Source organism: Rhodococcus sp. P1Y, assembly GCF_003641205.1.
Lineage (GTDB): Bacteria > Actinomycetota > Actinomycetes > Mycobacteriales > Mycobacteriaceae > Rhodococcoides.
The window spans coordinates 2375614-2393972 of record NZ_CP032762.1; the positions used below are offsets into that span (position 1 = coordinate 2375614).

Sequence of the window (18359 nt, forward strand, 5' to 3'; positions counted from 1 at the left end):
AGAATCGCAGGTCCCACCTGCGGCGATGCGCCTTGCATCGGTGTCCGACTCGGTGAACTCTGTGACGTGAGACACGGCAGGGCTGGGTCACTGACGCCGAAACGAGGATCACCGATGACGACGACGCAGGCACCCGCTGAGAAGGGTCTGGCGCGGCTGGCGCAAGGGTTGGCCAAAGCAACCGAGAAATGGTTTCCCGACGCGTACATCTTCGCGCTGGTAGGCGTCATCGTCGTTGCGGTGGCGGCGTTCGCGAACGGCTCGTCTCCGCAGAACGTGGTCGACGCGTTCGGCAATGGGTTCTGGGACCTGACTGCATTCACGCTGCAGATGGCGATGGTGGTGCTGACGGGCTATGTGGTTGCGACGTCGCCTCCCGTGGCCCGGCTGATCACGAAGCTGGCCTTGCTGCCGAAAAGTCCCAGTAGTGCAGTGAGTTTCGTGGCCCTGCTGTCGTGCACGGTCTCGTTCCTCAACTGGGGACTCAGCCTTGTGTTCAGCGGTTTGCTGGCTCGGGCGATTGCACGACGGTCGGATCTCCGAGCGGACTACCGCGCGCTCGGTGCTGCTGCGTTCATGGGCCTCGGGGCGGTGTGGGCGCTGGGGATGTCGTCGTCCGCGGCGCAGTTGCAGGCAACGGCGAGTTCACTTCCCGGGCCGCTCCTGCAGATCACCGGAGTGCTGGACTTCGGCAAGACGATCTTCACGTGGCAGTCGCTGCTGACGTGCTTGATTCTCATCGTCATCACCGTCGTCATCGCGCACCTGTCGGCGCCGAAGGGTGCAGCGATCAAGACCGCCGAAAGCATGGGGATCGACCTCGACGACACCATCAAAGAACCGGCGCCGCGCTCGCGGCCCGGTGAGTGGCTCGAGTACAGCCGAATTCTTCCCTTGTTGATCGGCGCCATGACGCTGGGTTGGCTTGTCTCGCAACTGTTGACGCTGCCGGTGCTGTCCGTGGTGAGCTCGTTGAACGGCTACCTGCTGGTGTTTCTGATTCTCGGGCTGGTGTTGCACGGGACGCCCCGACGATTCCTCGACGCCGTCAGCAAGGCGGTCCCCGCGACCGCAGGCATACTTGTGCAGTTCCCGTTGTATGCATCGATGGCGGCAATCCTGACCAAGGCAAAGGGCAGGGGAGGCGTCACGATCTCCGAGCACCTCGCCAACTTCTTCACCGACATCGGGAGCGGCGGCGGATTCGCCGTGGTCATTGCGGTCTACACCGTGATTCTCGGACTTTTTGTGCCGTCGGGCGGCGGTAAGTGGCTGGTCGAGGCGCCGTACGTGATGCAGTCCGCCACCGACGTGCAGATGAACCTCGGCTGGACCGTCCAGATCTATAACGTCGCCGAAGCTCTACCGAACCTGATCAACCCGTTCTTCATGCTTCCGTTGCTCGCTGTGTTGGGCCTTCGGGCGCGTGATCTGATCGGATTCACGTTCTTGCAGTTCATCTTCCACTTCCCTGTGGTCCTGCTTCTGGTGTGGTTGCTCGGTACGACCTTCGACTTCGTGCCGCCGGTGATCCCGGGGTAGCGCGCGACCGATATGATCGTCACCGCTGGAGCCGAAGGTTCCCGCGGTCGCCCCTATAGCCCAATTGGCAGAGGCAGCGGACTTAAAATCCGCACAGTGTCGGTTCGAGTCCGACTGGGGGCACCATGTTTTCGCAGGTCAGAGGTGGTGGTGTACGCGAGTGGACGTTCGAACATTCGCAAGAGTGACACAAACTGACACAACTCAGAATAACTGCCAGTTCTGGATGTGGGTGGTCCCTCATGGTTCCACCCAGATCGTGCTCCTGGCCGATCGCTGTGACGGGAATTGAGCCTTTCACCTATCGGCCAGGAGCCGATCGATGCTGTGAAATCGCGCTCTTCCTCGTAGTCGCTCCCGAACGGCGAAGGTTTACTGCGCCCCAGCACTACCTGTCGCGTCGTGTCTCAGTAGCTCCTTGAACCTGTAGATTGTCTTCTTTTGAGGTGCGGTCTGCTCTGAGACTCTGATGCGGACATATTTTCCATACGCTAGCTGTCCACTATCAAGTAGTTCGGCTGGAACATCTTTGATCCGTCGTTTTCCACGTTTGCCCTGGCTTACGACTTCAATCCAGCCGGCGTCGCTCAAACCTCGGACGTTCCCGGCGATGACCTGATCGTCAAGAAGCTTTTCGCGGTGCGCAAAGAATCTGATTGCGTCCGCACGACCGCGTTCCGTTAGCGACGAATGCAACCGGTCACCGTTCGTGACGTATGCATCAACTTCTACATCAGCGTGGAACTCGTCGAGGGCGACTACGAACTTTCGGACGGAATCAAGCAAGGCGTCGGGTTGCTCCAGTAGACGCCCCCATGCGTCTCCATGCTCGAAATCGTCGTGCAGGCTGAGGATCGTGCTCAACGCTTCCTCGAATGCATCCGGCTGCAGATGAGGTACAAGCGATTGATCGGCCGGACCCGCGACACGAGGCCTGAGGTGAACAACAACGCTGCCCTCGCTGATCCCTGAGATATTGAGGTCAGCGAGCCCAGCCTCGGCGTGCGCGGTAGGCATCGCAGCTTGCAATTCAGCTTGGAACTTCTTGATCAGGCCGCTCATATCGGCACTGAGCGAGCCGCCCTCAAGGACCGCTCCGCCGGAGAACCGGACGTCGATCAAACCGGGAAGCGTGGCGGCCAGGTCGAGACCACGAAGTGACTCTGCTAGAGACTTCCTGGCACTTGCTACCAAGTCGACATCATCACCAACTTCTTGTCCAAGCCAGCTAGGGAGTTTCCTACCGTGAAGCTCAGGAAATTGGTCTGCGATGTTCACAAGACCACCTCCAAGTAGCCGCGTCGGGGTACCGCTGTATCCACTGTAAACGCGCCCTTTGGCCCCGTCGAATGCGTTCTCTGCCATACATCGTCCATGAGTCCGCGGGTTCCAATGTAATCATGTTCGACAAGCGACAGATCGCCTCGACGCAATGTGGTCACTGGCCACCACGTAATCGGGAAGGGTTCGACGCTGTACTCCTTAACCATACGTTCGCGTCGTGCCCCCTGCAGTTCGGCGATGCGCCCCGCTCCCACTCGTCCTTTGATCTCCTGAAGCTTTGGCCCGTCGAGAATTGGCGAGACATCGATGTCGTCGGGATCCAATTCGCCGCTCGCGAAGCTGCCGGCGATCCAGATGGATCGCAGGATGTCGTCTGCCCCCACGAGCGATTGTGCGTACTGCCAGTCGAGCAAGTATCTGCCGAGCCTTGTGAAGAGCCCGGCTCGCCGTGTGGAGGACGCGAACCGAGGGTGGTCGACGAAGTGTTCACGTACGTCAGAAATGGCGCAGACATGTCGGCCAAGGGGCAAATGGCCGGTGCCCGGATCGAGGTCGGGGATGGTCATTCGTAGCGTGCGCCAATCTCGTCAGGTTGCCGTTGTGAAGGAACCATACCCAACCGCGCGGTTGGTCCGAGCACTCGCGGTCCGCTACCTCACATTGTTCCGGTGTCGAAGCTTTTTGCAGCCTCGTACAACGCGTCTTCTTGCGAGTGGGCGTACACGCTGAGGGTAAAGGCCGCAGACGCATGCCCTAGCCACGCAGCAATCACGGCGATTGGCACTCCCTGCAGGTGCATGAGGGTCGCACACGTATGTCGGGCGTCGTGCAGTCGAACGGTTTTGAGGCCCGCAGCCTTCAGAACCTTCCCCCATCGGAATGTCAACAGGTTCGGATGTACGGGCTCACCCGAGGGGAGGCGCACAACGTAAATCGAATCGACGTAGTGGACGCCCAGCAGCAGCTTGTCCTGCGCCTGTTGAGCACTTGCAGCCTTCAATGCCGCGGCGAGGGGTTTTGGAAGCGGTAGGCGTCGTTTGGAGCGACGGCTTTTTGGAGTGCCTTCGACAATCTTGCTCCCGACTGCGACCCTGCTGTTGGCAATGTTGACGGTGTTCTTCTTGAAGTCGACGTCGGACCAGCGGAGGCCGGCGATCTCTCCGCGCCTCAGGCCGGATAGGGCCAGATGCCAAGCGTGCGCCATCGGATCCTTGTCGACGTGCTTCAGTAGGCGGGTGGCTTCAGCTTGCGACAAAGTCTGCATCTCGGTGGCTTCAGTGGGAAGACGGTCAACCATCGCCGCCACGTTGCGGACGATGCTTCCCTGCTTGACTTGGTCGTTGAGGATCGCCGTCAACAAGCTCAGCATGTAGTTGATTGTGCGGGCCGACCAAGGCTTTCGAACTCGACCATTGGACAGCGGAAGGCCGCCTTTGCGAAGTGCCTTCACCAAATTGTCGACGTCACCCTTGACCAGTCTCTGGACGGGAATGCCTCCGATCTCGGAGATCACGGGCTGCAGGTTGGTCTTATGACCTCGAAGTGTCGAACGCATCGGATTGCGGGAACTTGAGCACCACGTAGGCGCGATGTTCTTCGGTGTGCGGGCGGATGGTGTCGAGCAGGTTTCCGTACGAGGCGACAGAGAGACCAGGGCCGGTATCGATCGCCATTTGACTGACAGAACCCACGTCGGCCACTCTTCCGTCGTGCGCAAGTCGTACAGGATGCGCTTACAGGGTAGTACCTGACTCAGTCCTTGCGTCGGGGTTCGGTCGGCGACGGTAAGGATGTCAACTCGTAGCCTGCAGCCTACGTCGACAACGCCGAACTGCATTCGCGCCACGATGTCACTTCGCGTAAGTGCCCCAGGGACAACGATTTTCGCTGCTACTGGTGATCCTACATATCAAGAGTGACCGTAGCGTTCCGCGCTCCGACGCTGGGGACGCAGCCGCTGTTAGCGATTCCTCAACGGCGCCTCGGCTTGACATAAAACCGGCCTATCGGCAGCGGCCTCGTCAATATGTCGTGGGGGTGCAGTGTCTGTGCCCCGCGTCAGCTCAGCGCGGTCGACTTGTCTGATGTTGAAGAGGCCTTGGACCGTATCCTTCGACCGGCAGGCACCGACACTGTGACGGCCGCGCCAGCGATTGCCGGTAGTGCGAACGCCAGCAGTTGAGTAGTAGTACCCGCACCAGCAGCCACGAATAGGCCACCGTATGTAGGTCCGACAATGGCGCCCAGGCGGCCCACCGCGAGCGCGATCCCCAATCCCGTAGTCCGGCAGGAGGCTGGGTAGTAGCCGCCGATGAACGTGTTGAGCAGAATCTGGGTCCCGGTGGTGCCAACTCCGGCGAATAGAACCAGGACGTACACGATTCCGATTGGCGGCGTGGTGGTCAGCAGCGTCAACGACACTGCTGCACAGATGAATCCGATCACCGTGACGGGCCTGATGCCGAATCGATCCGCCAGGGACGCGCCCCCGAGCGCTCCGATGGCACCGCCGACGTTGAGCACGAGCAAGAAGGACAGAGCCGCACCGAGTGGATAACCGGCCGACCTCATCAACGCTGGAAGCCAGGTCGCGACGCCGAACAGCACTAGCAAGCAAGAGAGTGTCATAGCCCAGAAGGTCAGCGTTACCCTGGCGCGGTTCGCGGTGAAGAGTGCTTTTAATCCGCGATCGGACGACTCCTGGACGGTGCTCGCGTTGTGTGGCTGTTCGAGTCCGTACCGCTTTGATATTCCTTTTGCTGCCTCAGCCTGCCCACGCGCCGTGAGAAATGCCGGAGATTCGGGGAGGTATTTGACCATCAGCGGCAGAATGAACAGTGCTGGAATCATTCCTGCTGCGAACATGGCCCGGAAGCCGAAGGGTGGAACGAGCCATAGGGACAGGAGTCCCGCCGTGATACCTCCCACGCTGGTGCCGACGAATCCCATTGCTACCGTACGGGCTCTGGACTCTTGACCAGAGAATTCGATCAGCATCGCCGCCGCCGTCGGCATGAGAACTCCCGCCCCGACCCCGACCGCGAAACGCGCCACTCCGAACACTTCTGGGCTAGGTGCGACGGCGCAGAATCCCATCGCCGCCGAGAACACCGTGACCGCGGCGATCAAGGTTCGTCGCCGACCCCATCGATCGGCGATACTTCCGGCCGCTAACGCTCCGAAGAGCATTCCGACCCCAACCACGGATCCGAGCACACCAACGGTCGCGGGGTCGAGATTCCACGGCTCGTACGTAAGTAGTGACGGCACGACCGTCCCGTACATCAGAAGGTCGTACCCTTCCAGCGTCAATGCCAGGAGGCAAAGGACGACAACGGGCGACAGAGCGAGGCGAGGTGACAGAGCCAGACGAGGTGACATGATCTTCCGCTCGGGAGAGGGTCAGGTGAACAGTTCGGACAACCAGTCGCCGATGTCGGCGGCGGCCAGTGACGCACCGGTAGGCGCACCGTCGGCGATGGGCCCGCCGAAGTGGGTGCCTTCCACGGCGATGCGGGTCGTGTCGGTGGCTCCAAGGGCGTCGGACATGCGCTGTGCATCCTCGGGGAAACATGCCTGGTCACCGGTCAGTTCGATGAATAGTGACGGCGCCACGACGGCAGGTGCGCACCGCAGGAAGTCTGCGTTCGTGGACACCGCCGACCAGGTCGACAGCCAGGCGTCGGGAGTGGACAACCGTCCGAAGCCGACGAGCCCGTAGTTGGTCAGATCCGGTCGGCGGCCGAACAGCGAGCCGTAGGGCCGCTTGTTCGGGCTCAGCGACAGGTCGGTGAACCTGAGGTCTGCGTCGGTGCGATATACCGTCATGATTCGGGGTGCCAGTGCACTTCGACGGTCGACCGGATCGGCGGTTGCCCCGAACCGGCGGCGGGCATTTGTCGCGTCGGCGACTCGCTCGCGTGCGACAGCGTCGAGTTTTGCGATTCGGGCGTGCTGAGCGCGGCGGTATCGCTCGACAAAATTCTCGTTGTACGAGGAACTCTTGGGCGCCTCTGCGAATCCGTTTATCGGATCGAACGCATTCAGCGCCGGATCGACCGACATCGGATCGGATTCGTCGACGACGGATGGGTCGATCAACCGCAGCAGAAGTGCACCCTGGCCTGGGTGCGGCGCCATGAAGATCGCGCCGTCGGGGACCGGCATCTCGGCCGATGCAAGATCGATGGGCCGACCGGCGGGGGTGCGAGCCAATCGATTCTCGGCTGCCAACCCGGCCTGCTCGTGATAGAAGGCATACAAGGTGCCGCCGCCGGAATGCCCGAGCGTTACAAGGTGATCGAAGGGGTAATTCCGGAGGAAGACGAGGCCGGCGGCCGCGTCGAGCAGCGCTTGCTCATGCACCAGAGAAATGTCGTTGTTCACCGAGCGGGTGCCCTGCGTCCAGACCGCGTACCCGCGCGCGAGCAACTCGGGTACGAGAACGTGATGCGTCAGATCCTGCCGTGGATGCATCAACGCGACGACGACTGCGGCGCCCGGGACGGTCCGGAGCACGCCGGTGACTTTCGCGCCGTCGGCGGTCGTCAGCTCGTGCACCGACGTCACCGTGTTCGACGGTGCTTCAGCCGCGTCGATATACCGACCTGCACCCAGTTTCGTCTCCGTCATGAGCCCACTACACGCATCGCGTCTTTGTCCCACTGCAAAATTTGTGAGTCGGTGAGACCCGAGACGCTGCTGTACCACACCGCGTGTCGGCATCCAGTGGCCCGACGGTCGATCACGATGTCCCCGTCCGAGACGATGCGGAAATAGGGTCCGACGTGATCTACACGTACGGCGGGATCGATCTCGGCGACGGACGCGATGGTGGTGTTCTCCGGAATGTCGAGTACGTACAAAATTGTCACGAGACTCCGACCTCGTGCTCTGCCGACCAGTCGGCTGCGCGCTCGACGATCAACTCTGCTTTGCGCGTCAACAGGCTCGCCATGGAGGGGTCCGCGCCACGGACGACGTCGATGAGCGCGTCGATGGTCAAGTTGGCGTCAAGATCCTCCTGCGGCGTGACGGGCCGCATCGCGCGGGTGAGCTCGATCATGTAGCCGTTGGGATCGTGCGTGTAGATGGATTCGATCGTCTCGTGTTGAATTTGCATCTCCACAGGCCAGCTACTGCCGTCGAGGCGACGCCGGTACTCCAAAAGATCTTCTTCGCTGTCTACATGGATGGCCAGGTGCCGCGACCTGATGAAGAAGACGGGAACGTCCTCGGCGAACTTGGAGTACGAATCGCCCTGCGGGCCACCCTCGAACGGCTCGAGCCCGAAGTAGTAGAAGAACGCGAGACGATCGTCGTTACCGATGTCGAAGAAAAAGTGGATGAAGTCCGGGTGCTTCTCCGGACCCCACCCTGCAGCGCAGATGGAATGAACGACGGGGAATCCGAGGACGTCGCGGTAGAATTCGACGGTGCCGGCCGGATCAAACGTCGGGTAGGCGACGTGGTCGACGCCGCGAACCTTGTGTGGCAAGTCGGACATGAAACTTCCTTCCTACAGAGTGACTGCGGCGTCGGTCCGCAACAGCGAACCGGCGTCGGGTAGATCGATGGACAAACCGAGAGCACGCAACAGGCTGTACGCGCCTGCAGTGGCCGCAGATAGCACGGGCATTCCGAACTCGTCCTCAGCCGCCTGCACAAGAGGCAACGACGGCATCTGTACGCACGCCGAGATGACGAGCGCGTCGGCGCCTGTGAGGTCCAGCGAGCGCGCCGCAGCCATCACACGGTCCCCTGGGATGCACCCCACTTCGGCGTTGTCGGACACCTCCAGCGCGCGCCAATCGAGCACGTGAAAGCCCTCGGCCTCGATGTACTCGACAACCTTCTCGGCGAGCGGCCGCATGTACGGGGTGACGAGCACGACGTTGGACGCGCCGAGCGCACGCAGGCCCTCGACGAGCGCGCCGGCACTCGAACGGACGGCGGCATCGGATCCGCCGGTCGCAAGCTGCTCGGCGACCAGGCCCTCGACGCGCTGATGCTCTCCGGGACCCGCCGCCATCAACGCAACCAGACACGCGTACAGAATCGCGTCGACGCCTGCGTCACCGATCTCCAGGATGCACCGTTCTCGCTGGGCGTTCATGGCGCGCAATTCCTCGGGCGACACCGCCTTCATCCGCATTCGAGACGAGTGGAATGAGAACTCGGCGTCCGAGTGCCTGCCCAGAAGCGCAGGCATCTCAGTTTCGACGGTCACGTTCGAACTGGGTACGACCAGTCCGATTCGATATTTGCTCATTAGGTCCCTTCGGGTATTTGACGTTGATGACGAGTATTCGACGTTTGCGACGATTCGTCAAGCGCCCCCCGACCAGCCGATCGACGCCAATGCGCCCGGCAGTCGGCACAGAATGTGGTGACGGCACTCACAGTTTGTGCTTGACATGTCTTCGTTCACGTCGAATACTCGACACAGACGTCAGCGGTTCCGGAGGGTGTCTCACCCCGCGGCCGCTAGGAAGTTTTTCGACTCGGACTAGAAGGAGCACACCGGCATGGCCTACGTGATCGGAGTGGACGTCGGCGGAACGTTCACAGACGCAGTACTCGACGACAGTTCCGGCACGGTCGTTGCCGCAAAATCCCCCTCGACGCCTCCTGACTACTCGCAGGGGGTCATCGACGTGCTCGAGGCTCTCGCCGAGCAGCTGGGTTCCCCCGTGCAGGAGATGCTTGCGAACACGCACCACATCGCGCACGGCACCACGTCGTCGCTCAACGCACTGGTGATGGGCAACGTCCCACCGGTCGGCTTCCTCACCACGAAGGGCCATCGGGATTCGATCTACATCATGAATGTCGAGGGTCGTTACCTCGGCGGATCTCCCGAGCAACTACAGAACGTCCTCGGACAAAGCAAATCCCACGGTCTCGTCCCCAAGCGCCATGCACTCGAAGTCACCGAACGGCTCGACCGCGACGGCAGCGTCGTCGTTGCGCTCGACGAGGACTCGGCCCGCGTCGCGATCCGCAGCCTGGTCGACGACGGTGTGTCCGGCATCGCCGTCTCGCTGCTCTGGTCGTTCCGTAATCCCGTGCACGAACAGCGGATTCGCGAACTGGTCCACGAGATCGACCCGGACATGTTCGTATCGCTGTCCTCCGAGGTCAGCCCGCGTATCCGTGAGTTCGCCCGCAACGCGACGACGATCATGAGTACGCAGATCGGACCCGGCCTGCGGGACTACCTGGGGTCGCTCGAATCGAAGCTTCGCGCGCTCGACCTGAAGGGTCCGTTGCTGGTGATGCAGAGCAACGGCGGCGCAGTCGCGGCAGCGGAGGCTCCCAAGAACGCGATCAGCACGGTCGGATCGGTTCTCACCGGCGGCGTCGTCGGCGCCGTGTCGCTCGGCAAGCAGCTCGGTCACAAGAACATCATCGCCACCGACGTCGGCGGAACTACCTTCCTCGTCGGCCTTGTCGTCGACGGAGAGCCTGTACGGGCGTCCAGCACCATCATCAACCACCACCCGATCAACGTGCCGACCCTGCAGGTGCACGCCATCGGATCCGGCGGCGGAGCAATCGCGTGGGTCGACGCCGGCGGCAACCTGCAGATCGGACCGCACAGCGCCCAGGCCGTGCCAGGACCTGCCTGCTACGGTCAGGGCGGCACCGAGCCCACCAACGCCGACGCCAATCTCGTTCTCGGCATCCTGCCCGAACGGGGACTGCTCGGTGGACGCAAACCACTCGACAAAGAGCTGGCCCGCGAGGCTATTCGACGCCGAATCGCCGAGCCGCTCGGCCTCTCGATCGAGGACGCGGCAGCCGCGATCTATGCCGTCCAGAACGCGCAGACCGGAGACCTGCTGCGTAAGACGGTCGTCGAGGCAGGCCACGATCCGCGCAACTTCGTGCTCTACGCCTTCGGCGGGGCAGGACCGTCGCACTGTGCCGCCTACGCAGCCGAGGTCGGTGTCAAGGAAGTCATCGTCCCGCTCGGTCAGGTTGCGTCGGCATTCTCGGCCTACGGTCTCGCGTCGTCGAACATCGTGCTCGCCGCCGAACTGTCCGATCCGGTCGCCATGCCACTCGACCCCGCCCGCGCGGAGGCCAACTTCGACGGCCTGGAGAAGCGCGTCCGTGAGGCCCTCGGCCGACAGGGACTGTCGTTCACCAGTGTCGAGGTCGAGCGTGAGATCGACATGCGGTACACGATGCAGTTGGCCGAGGTTGCCACTGCCATTCCCGAGGGCACGCTGGACTCGGCAAGCGTCGCGCTTGCCTCCGACCTGTTCGAGCAGCGGTACGCCGACCTGTACGGCAAGGACAGCGGATTCCGCGAGGCCGGTATTCAGGCCATCACCTACCGCGTCCGCGCAACGGGCGTGCTGCCGTTCTCGCCGACACTTCCCGAACTGAAATCGGCCGACTCCGCAGATGCCTCGGTGGCTCGTATCGGGACCCGAAAGGTGAATCTGGACGGACGAATCGGCTACGTGGACACCGACATCTACGACTACAGCAAGCTCGCCGCCGGGCACGTCCTCGCCGGACCGGCGATCGTCGAAGTCCCCACCACGACGGTCGTCGTCCCCCACGGCACCACCGGCACCGTCGACCGCCTCGGCAACCTCAACATCGTCGCCCAGTAGTTCTTTGCGCCTAGGAGCATCAGCATGACTTCAGCCATACCCGGGTCCGAGATCTTCTCCTCTCGACCCGTAGACCCCGACGCACTCGCCCGTTCCCTCCCACCGACCCTGCCGGTCCACACCGTCACCCAACAGCAGATCGACGATCTCGATCCACTCACCTACGAGGTCATTCGTCACCGGCTCTGGTCGGTCACCGACGAGATGGGCGAAGCGCTCAAACGAATGTCCGGCTCGCCCATCGTCACCGACGCCAACGACTTCGACTTCGCGATCAGTGACGAACTGGGACAGGAAGTTCAGGTCGGTCTGTACAACACCATGCTCGTCGGTGCGGTGGACCTCGCGATCTACTGGACCCTGCAACACCGGGCCACGAACCCTGGAATCACCGAAGGCGACATGTTCCTCTGCAATGACCCCTGGGTCGGCGGCGGACTGCACCAGAGCGACGTGATCGTCTACCAGCCGATCTTCCATGAGGGCAAGCTGTTCGCCTGGACCAGCGCGATCTGCCACGAGCCGGACCTCGGCGGCTCCGGACTCGGATCGTTCGACCCTTCGGCGAAAGACGTGTTCTCCGAGTCGCTTCCGACGCCTCCAGTCAAGGTCGTTCGCGACTACGAGCTGCAGCGTGACGTCTCCGATCTCTGGGTGCGGCGCTCACGGGTTCCCATGCTGGTCGGTCTCGACCTCCGGGCGAAGATCGGAGCGAACACCGTAGGCCGCAACCGGATGCTCGCCGTCATCGAGCAGTACGGCGCGGACACCGTCAAGGCCGTGATGAAGCGCATGATGACCGACGCCGAAGGACGCCTGCGCAGCAAGCTGAGCTCATTGCCCGATGGGACCTGGAAGGCCACCGGTTACCAGGACCAGTCACACGCGGGCGATCGCGGCGTCCACAAGATCACCGTCGCGATGAGCAAGACCGCCGATCACCTCACCTTCGACTTCACCGGCACCGACAAGCAGACCGGCGTCATCAACTGCACGTACGCCGGCATGCGCGGTGGCGTCATGCTCGCCCTCCTACCGATCCTCGCCGGAGACATTCCCTGGTCCGCAGGTGGCTTGATGCGATGCTTCGACCTGGTTTCCGAAGAAGGAACGATCAACAACGCCAGCTTCCCTGCGGCGGTGAGTCGTGGTCCGATCGGACCAGCCTGGCTCACGGGAACACTCATCGCGGAGTGCCTGTCGCAGATGCTCGATCGGTCCGTCGACCTCGGTAAGAGCGTGCAGGCCGCGTGCTGTGGAACCTGGGACACTGCGGTCATCGCCGGACTCGACGAACGCGGTGAGCAGCCCGTTCCATTCCTCAACATCATGATGGAACCGATGGCAGGAGGGTATGGCGCTCGGCCTACCGCCGACGGCATGGATACCGGCGGGCTGTTCTGCATCCCGATGGGGCGCATCCCCGACACCGAGATGACGGAGTTCCTGTACCCACTCCTCACGCTGTGGCGACGCGAGGAGCCCGACTCCGGCGGACCAGGCCGCCAACGAGGCGGCGTCAGCGCATCACTCGCCGTCACGCCGTACGGAACCTCCCTACCGATGGGCCTCGTCCTCGCCTCGGCAGGCAAGGCCGTCGCACAGAACAACGGTCTCGCGGGCGGGTACCCGGGCAACACGGGACTCGAGATCCTCGCTCGCAGCACCGATGTCATCGAACAATTCGCAGCGGGCAAGATTCCAGGAGCACTCGACGAGCTGGGCGGCGGAAAGGAATTCGGCGCCTGCTACGCCGAGAGCTACGTCGCGCCAGGCGAAGTTCTGTACATGCACTGGCAGGGCGGCGGCGGATACGGCGATCCGCTGCACCGTGACCCCGATGCCGTCGTCGTCGACCTTCGGGAAGGAAAGGTCACCCCTGCGGGAGCCGAAGCGGTCTACGGCGTCGTCATCGGCGACGGTGTGGTCGACAACGCAGCCACTGCACGTAGGCGTCGGGAGCTGTTCGAGGACAGGCGAACCCGGTCGACCGCGCACTCCGATGCCCCCATCATGGATCTCTCGCTCGGACGACGGCTCGACGACAACCTGTCCGAGGTCACCGTCGGCGACGTTCGCGTCATCGCGTGTGCGCAATGCGGCCGACTCCTCGGTGACGAAAAATCAAGCGGTGTGCTGGATCTGGCTCGCTACGAGGGACCGTCCTCGGCAGCGGGACCGCAGGTGACGTCCGATCCTGCCGAATACGTCGATACGCCCATCGTCTTCCGTCAGCTGTGCTGCCCGGGGTGCTGGACGGCCGTGTACTCGGGAATTGTGCCTGCCGATCACCCCGATCATTCGTTGGAGATCTCTCGATTGCTTCCAGCGGTGGCCGAGCGATGACGGTGACCACCGAAGCGACCTGTTCGGATTGGGGTGGGCGTCTTGTGCCGTACCCGAGAGACAGGGCCGAGCACTATCGACTGAGCGGGGCGTGGAGTTCGAAGCCCACGGGCTCGAGACTTCACGACGTTGCACTCCGTTATCCCGACCGACCCGCGATCATCAGTGCGGAGGGCTCGATGACGTTCGCCGAACTCGACCGTCGCACAGACGCCATTGCAGCCGGACTGATCGAGCTGGGCTTCGCGCGGCTGGAACCCGTCCTGTTCCAGCTGACGAACCGACTTGAGACCGTCCTCGCCTGGTACGGCTGCGTCAAAGCCGGCCTGGTCCCGGTGGCGACGTTAGCCGCCCATCGTCTGCACGAGATCGGACACGTCAGTTCGGCGGTCGGTGCTGCCCTGCACATCGTCGAGGCAGGTCTGCCGTCGTTCGATCTTGTCGAGTTCGCGCGGGGCCATGCCGCGACCAGCGAGACCGTTCGACAGGTCATCACCGTCGGCGGGGAAGGCGAGCTCCGACTCGAGGACATCGGCCTCGGTATCGACCCAGCCGAGGCCAGGGCTGCGGTCGAGGCCATCGAGGCCGAGACCGACCCCGAGGACGTGGTGGCCTTCCAATTGTCCGGTGGAACAACGGGAGTGCCGAAGGTCATTCCGCGTATTCATGCCGAGTACTGGAACAACGCGCTCATGTATGCCCAGCGGCTCGAATGGAACTCGGACAGCCGGGTCGCTCATTTGATCCCGATCGTACACAACGCGGGCATAGCGTGTGGCCTGCACGCCGCTCATTCGGTCGGCGCGTGCCTGGTTCTCGCGACCGCCGACGCCCGTTCCGCGTTCGAGCTCATGGACCGAGCGGAGGCCACCGACGTCCTGATCGGCCACGGCCACTACCAGGCCGTCATGGGTCCGGAGTTCGACCGTGTCCGTGGGCGATTGCGACACGTCATCCTGTCCGGCGCGAAGGTCTCGCCCGAGCTCATGGATCGCGTCGACGACGGCGAGAATCATTGGGCAGGGCAGTTGTTCGGCATGTCCGAGGGACTACTCACCGTCACGCCGGTGCCGTCACCACGGGATGCCAGGATCGCGACCGTCGGCACTCCGGTCTCCACCGACGACGAGGTTCGTATCCTCGACCCCGGCACCGAGATCGAACTGCCGGACGGTCAGGTCGGCGAACTGTGTTGCCGCGGACCATACACGATCACCGGGTATTTCGCTGCGGCCGAACACAATCGGATCGCCTTCACCTCGGACGGCTTCTACCGTACCGGAGATCTGGCGTCGATCACGGTGGTGGAATCCGAGCGATTCATCACCATCGAGGGACGAATCAAAGACTTGATCAACCGCGGCGGCGAGAAGATCAACGCCGAGGAGCTCGAGCTCCTACTCCTCGGCCATCCGGCGATCGTGAGCGCGGCCGTCGTCGCGATGCCCGATCCCCGACTCGGCGAGAAGACATGTGCATATCTCGTCACCGACGGGACGCCACTGACGATGGCCGAAATCCAGGATCATCTCACCGAGTTGGGGGTGGCCAAGTACAAGTGGCCCGAGCGCCTCGAATGGATGGCGGATCTGCCGAGAACCAACGTCAACAAAATAGACAAGAAAAGTTTGCGGCTGGATATCACCGCGAAACTCGAGAGGCAAGAATGAAAGTTGATCGCGTCGCTGTCATCGGTGGAGGCCCGGGTGGTCTCTACGCCGCACGGCTGCTCAAACTGTCCAATCCAGCCGCAGATATCACTGTCTACGAGCAGAGTTCACCGGACACCACGTTCGGATTCGGCGTCGGACTCGCCTCACGTACGCAGCGAAACCTACGCCTGGCCGACGCGGTATCGCTCGATGCAATTGTTGCTCAGGCTTATTCGCACGAGATGTCGATGCAGGTCGGGGACGCAACCGCGCGTCTGGCGCACGGCGATCTCCTGGCCATTGCCCGTACGACCCTGCTGTCCATCCTCCAGGGGCAGGCACGGGATGCGGGGGTCAGGCTCGTATTCGGTGAACGCCGCGAGCCGGCCGAGCTCGATGCCGATCTCGTCATCGCATCCGACGGGATCAACAGTGCAACGCGCACGGCAAACCCCGAGTTCGGCGCGGACATCACTACCGGATCAGGTCTTTATCTCTGGTGCGGTACCGATTTCGCGCTGCCCAGTGCCATCTTCGTACCCGCGATCACCGAGCACGGGACGTTCGTGGCCCACGCGTATCCATACGCTGTAGATCGCAGCACATTTCTGATCGAAACGGACGTCGAAACGTGGCGCCGTGCAGGGTTCGACAATTCTACAGAGGCGACAGAGGCCGCCGACAGCGACGAAGTGTCACTGCGCTACCTAAAGACTGCGTTCGCCGACACGCTGCAGGGTCACGATCTCATCGGTAACCGCACCCGGTGGATGCAGTTTCGGACCGTCACGTGCCGGAGTTGGTCCGCGGGCAACGTCGTCCTGCTCGGCGACGCCGCACACACCGCGCACTATTCGATCGGGTCCGGCACCAAACTGGCCATGGAGGACGCCATCGCGCTCGATGCGGCGCTGTCGTCGTCGGACACCGTCGAGGGCGCCCTGGTGGAGTACGAGCGCGTCAGGCGTCCCGCGGTCGATCACCTGCAGCAGATTGCGCTGCGCAGCGAGCAGTGGTGGGAGTCCTTCCCGCACCGGATGGACCTCCCAGTGGAGCAGCTGATGCTCGCGTACATGACCCGGGCAGGGAAGGTCGGCCTCGACAGGTTCCTGGAGTCGGCCCCCGACGTCGCGTGGAAGGGCATCGCGAGTTACGGGAATGCCGACGTCGATTCCGGGCCTCCGGAAGACGTCTCGGCCTGGGTCCTCGGTCGCGAACTCGAGCATGCACGCGGATCGTTCGACACACGCCTGGCACCCGACGCCCTGCGCGACGACCCCACGACCAATGTCTTGACGGTCGACGTCGAATCGGCCTGGAACGAGAAAGCGACGGCACTCGTCGACGAGGCGCGGGCGAGTGCCACGGTGTGGCTGACCGGTCCGGTGGAACGCGCACACGTCCTCGATCGGCTCGATGTGGCCGAGCGGATGATGCAGAGTTCTGATGCACTCGTCGTCGTCGACGTCCCCAAGTCCTGCCTGCCCGACGCGGTCGCCGGACTCGTCAGCGGCCGCGCTCACCTCGTGTCGGTGGGAGGTTGACGGACGTGACGGTTATTCTTCGTTCATGACACGCGAGGATGCACCACGCGGATCCAAGCAGAACCCGCGGCGCGAACTGGTCGAGAAGCAAATCCTCGATCAGGCCACGCGTCTGTTCGCGGAGAAGGGCTTCGCCAGCACCACGCTGCAGGACGTCGCCGACGCCACCGGCCTGACGCGGCCTGCGCTGTATCACTACGTTGCAAACAAGGACGAACTGCTGTCCAAGCTCTTCAGTGAGACCACGGAGACCCCGGCGGCGGTGCTACACGAGATAAACAACCGTACCGATCTCGGACCGACCGAGAAGCTACGGAAGATGGCCGCCTCGATCGCCTTGAATCAAGCTCAGAGCTCCGACCGGTTCAAGCTGATCATCAGATCCGAGACCGATCTACCCGACGAGCTCTCACGTACTCACCAACTGAGCCGGCGGCACGTGCTCAAAGAGTTCGTCGTCGTCATCGAGAGCGGCATTCGGGCGGGAGAGATGCGGCCCGTCGATCCGCGCACCGCAGCACTCGGAATCATCGGCATGCTGAACTGGGTCGCCTGGTGGCAGCCGACGGGAGACTCGGACAGCGACCGTGCGGTGGCGGTCCAATTGGCCGACATGGCCGTACGAGCAGTCGCGTCGGCAGATAGCTCGGCTCCCGCACAGGAGGGTACGGAGCGAGCCATCTCCATGCTTCGCGAAAACCTCGACTACCTCGAACGAGCTCTGGCAGAGAACCGGACATGGTAGGGCGGATCAACTAAGAGCTAGGTGCCAGCATCCGGCACCTGCGGCCTTGCGGTACGTGCGAGCAGGGCCCTGAACCAATTGATTAGGGCTGCTTGAGAATGCTGTCGTGCACTGCCTCAGGCCCGTCCAACGCTGTCGGTCTGATAGCGCTGCGGGCTGGGTGGTGTAGCGACAGGACGGCCGAACCGGGACCGTTAGTCGATCGCAACTCGACTTACTGTGGGTGGTTCGGCTGTAGTAACCCTAGAACTTGAACAGAGAGATGATTGCAGCACTACGGACGAGATCGTCTCGAGAAGACTGTCGGACCGGCATGCACTGTAGTGGGAGATTGGTGCGTCGCGTCTGCACCGAGATCAGACGTGCTGAGTTCGCAAACGCGCACCAATGAACATTTGAATCGCCAAAGTAACGCCGACGAAAACGGGGATGATTGAGGCTTCGAGTCCGAATGTCCCGCCCGTGAGGAGTGCGGGGCCGTGTGCGGTGGTCAGGAACAGCCCCGGTTCACGGTGACCCGAAATAGCGATGCCCAGCAGCCCCATACTCATGAGCAAACTTCTGCTGTCGCGCAGCGCCCTCCTTTTCGCGTAGGTTCGAACGGCTCCGGCTGGTC

At 62.7% G+C, this 18359-nt stretch carries 16 protein-coding genes and 1 tRNA gene; 7 read left to right on the forward strand and 10 right to left on the reverse strand.

Going from position 1 to position 18359, the window contains the following annotated elements; all coding sequences use genetic code 11:
* The first annotated feature begins 114 nt into the window (after positions 1–114).
* Entirely contained in the window at positions 115–1542 is a 1428-nt protein-coding gene (locus D8W71_RS11175; protein WP_121113476.1) for a short-chain fatty acid transporter, read from the forward strand.
* A 49-nt stretch (positions 1543–1591) separates the two neighbouring features.
* Positions 1592–1668 (forward strand) — tRNA-Leu (locus D8W71_RS11180).
* Positions 1669–1914: 246 nt separating this feature from the next.
* Here the strand turns inward: D8W71_RS11180 and D8W71_RS11185 are convergent.
* The 9 genes from D8W71_RS11185 to D8W71_RS11220 all read right to left on the reverse strand — a co-directional run bounded on the left by D8W71_RS11185 (position 1915) and on the right by D8W71_RS11220 (position 9097).
* Positions 1915–2820, reverse strand: coding sequence for a hypothetical protein (locus tag D8W71_RS11185; protein ID WP_121113478.1), 906 nt, complete (start codon positions 2818–2820; stop codon positions 1915–1917).
* The gene (locus D8W71_RS11190; RefSeq protein WP_121113480.1) at positions 2817–3392 is read right to left on the reverse strand and encodes a DUF6932 family protein; all 576 of its coding nucleotides are present in this window, start codon (positions 3390–3392) and stop codon (positions 2817–2819) included. Before D8W71_RS11190 ends, D8W71_RS11185 begins: the two co-directional genes overlap by 4 nt.
* Positions 3393–3481: 89 nt before the next feature.
* Positions 3482–4339 carry a tyrosine-type recombinase/integrase gene (locus tag D8W71_RS11195; protein ID WP_161965439.1) on the reverse strand — a complete coding sequence of 286 codons (858 nt, stop codon included), beginning with the start codon at positions 4337–4339 and terminating at the stop codon, positions 3482–3484.
* Positions 4340–4355: 16 nt separating this feature from the next.
* Complete coding sequence (locus D8W71_RS27595; protein WP_153275362.1) at positions 4356–4499, reverse strand: hypothetical protein; 144 nt, start codon at positions 4497–4499, stop codon at positions 4356–4358.
* 385 nt (positions 4500–4884) lie between these two features.
* Positions 4885–6207 carry an MFS transporter gene (locus D8W71_RS11200; RefSeq protein ID WP_201265324.1) on the reverse strand — a complete coding sequence of 441 codons (1323 nt, stop codon included), beginning with the start codon at positions 6205–6207 and terminating at the stop codon, positions 4885–4887.
* 21 nt (positions 6208–6228) lie between these two features.
* The gene (locus tag D8W71_RS11205) at positions 6229–7458 is read right to left on the reverse strand and encodes an alpha/beta hydrolase (RefSeq protein WP_121113484.1); all 1230 of its coding nucleotides are present in this window, start codon (positions 7456–7458) and stop codon (positions 6229–6231) included.
* Positions 7455–7700: a hypothetical protein gene (locus D8W71_RS11210; protein WP_121113486.1), complete on the reverse strand. Its 246-nt coding sequence runs from the start codon at positions 7698–7700 to the stop codon at positions 7455–7457. The genes D8W71_RS11205 and D8W71_RS11210 overlap by 4 nt, the downstream gene beginning before the upstream one ends.
* Positions 7697–8332: a VOC family protein gene (locus D8W71_RS11215; RefSeq protein WP_121113488.1), complete on the reverse strand. Its 636-nt coding sequence runs from the start codon at positions 8330–8332 to the stop codon at positions 7697–7699. Before D8W71_RS11215 ends, D8W71_RS11210 begins: the two co-directional genes overlap by 4 nt.
* Positions 8333–8344: 12 nt before the next feature.
* On the reverse strand, positions 8345–9097 hold the full coding sequence (locus D8W71_RS11220; RefSeq protein ID WP_121113490.1) for a maleate cis-trans isomerase family protein: 753 nt from the start codon (positions 9095–9097) through the stop codon (positions 8345–8347).
* 256 nt (positions 9098–9353) lie between these two features.
* On the opposite strand from D8W71_RS11220, the gene D8W71_RS11225 reads away from it, so the two are divergent.
* From D8W71_RS11225 to D8W71_RS11245, 5 genes are read left to right on the forward strand one after another with little or no spacing between them, the layout of a single operon-like run.
* Complete coding sequence (locus D8W71_RS11225) at positions 9354–11456, forward strand: hydantoinase/oxoprolinase family protein (protein WP_121113492.1); 2103 nt, start codon at positions 9354–9356, stop codon at positions 11454–11456.
* A gap of 24 nt (positions 11457–11480) precedes the next feature.
* Positions 11481–13802, forward strand: coding sequence for a hydantoinase B/oxoprolinase family protein (locus tag D8W71_RS11230; protein WP_121113494.1), 2322 nt, complete (start codon positions 11481–11483; stop codon positions 13800–13802).
* Positions 13799–15472 (forward strand): (2,3-dihydroxybenzoyl)adenylate synthase, encoded by a 1674-nt coding sequence (locus D8W71_RS11235; RefSeq protein ID WP_121113496.1) that lies wholly within the window; start codon positions 13799–13801, stop codon positions 15470–15472. The genes D8W71_RS11230 and D8W71_RS11235 overlap by 4 nt, the downstream gene beginning before the upstream one ends.
* Positions 15469–16998 carry an FAD-dependent monooxygenase gene (locus D8W71_RS11240; RefSeq protein WP_121113498.1) on the forward strand — a complete coding sequence of 510 codons (1530 nt, stop codon included), beginning with the start codon at positions 15469–15471 and terminating at the stop codon, positions 16996–16998. The genes D8W71_RS11235 and D8W71_RS11240 overlap by 4 nt, the downstream gene beginning before the upstream one ends.
* 25 nt (positions 16999–17023) lie before the next feature.
* Positions 17024–17743: a TetR/AcrR family transcriptional regulator gene (locus tag D8W71_RS11245; protein ID WP_121113500.1), complete on the forward strand. Its 720-nt coding sequence runs from the start codon at positions 17024–17026 to the stop codon at positions 17741–17743.
* A gap of 356 nt (positions 17744–18099) precedes the next feature.
* Here the strand turns inward: D8W71_RS11245 and D8W71_RS11250 are convergent, their stop codons facing one another.
* On the reverse strand, positions 18100–18294 hold the full coding sequence (locus D8W71_RS11250; protein ID WP_153275363.1) for a hypothetical protein: 195 nt from the start codon (positions 18292–18294) through the stop codon (positions 18100–18102).
* Positions 18295–18359 lie beyond the last annotated feature (65 nt).

Coding starts and splice junctions, on each gene's coding strand:
- D8W71_RS11190 (WP_121113480.1), bottom strand. CDS start 3,392: ATGACCATCCCCGACCTCGATCCGGGCACCGGCCATTTGCCCCTTGGC.
- D8W71_RS27595 (WP_153275362.1), bottom strand. CDS start 4,499: ATGGCGATCGATACCGGCCCTGGTCTCTCTGTCGCCTCGTACGGAAAC.
- D8W71_RS11250 (WP_153275363.1), bottom strand. CDS start 18,294: ATGAGTATGGGGCTGCTGGGCATCGCTATTTCGGGTCACCGTGAACCG.
- D8W71_RS11175 (WP_121113476.1), top strand. CDS start 115: ATGACGACGACGCAGGCACCCGCTGAGAAGGGTCTGGCGCGGCTGGCG.
- D8W71_RS11215 (WP_121113488.1), bottom strand. CDS start 8,332: ATGTCCGACTTGCCACACAAGGTTCGCGGCGTCGACCACGTCGCCTAC.
- D8W71_RS11230 (WP_121113494.1), top strand. CDS start 11,481: ATGACTTCAGCCATACCCGGGTCCGAGATCTTCTCCTCTCGACCCGTA.
- D8W71_RS11225 (WP_121113492.1), top strand. CDS start 9,354: ATGGCCTACGTGATCGGAGTGGACGTCGGCGGAACGTTCACAGACGCA.
- D8W71_RS11200 (WP_201265324.1), bottom strand. CDS start 6,207: ATGTCACCTCGTCTGGCTCTGTCACCTCGCCTCGCTCTGTCGCCCGTT.
- D8W71_RS11220 (WP_121113490.1), bottom strand. CDS start 9,097: ATGAGCAAATATCGAATCGGACTGGTCGTACCCAGTTCGAACGTGACC.
- D8W71_RS11205 (WP_121113484.1), bottom strand. CDS start 7,458: ATGACGGAGACGAAACTGGGTGCAGGTCGGTATATCGACGCGGCTGAA.
- D8W71_RS11240 (WP_121113498.1), top strand. CDS start 15,469: ATGAAAGTTGATCGCGTCGCTGTCATCGGTGGAGGCCCGGGTGGTCTC.
- D8W71_RS11245 (WP_121113500.1), top strand. CDS start 17,024: ATGACACGCGAGGATGCACCACGCGGATCCAAGCAGAACCCGCGGCGC.
- D8W71_RS11235 (WP_121113496.1), top strand. CDS start 13,799: ATGACGGTGACCACCGAAGCGACCTGTTCGGATTGGGGTGGGCGTCTT.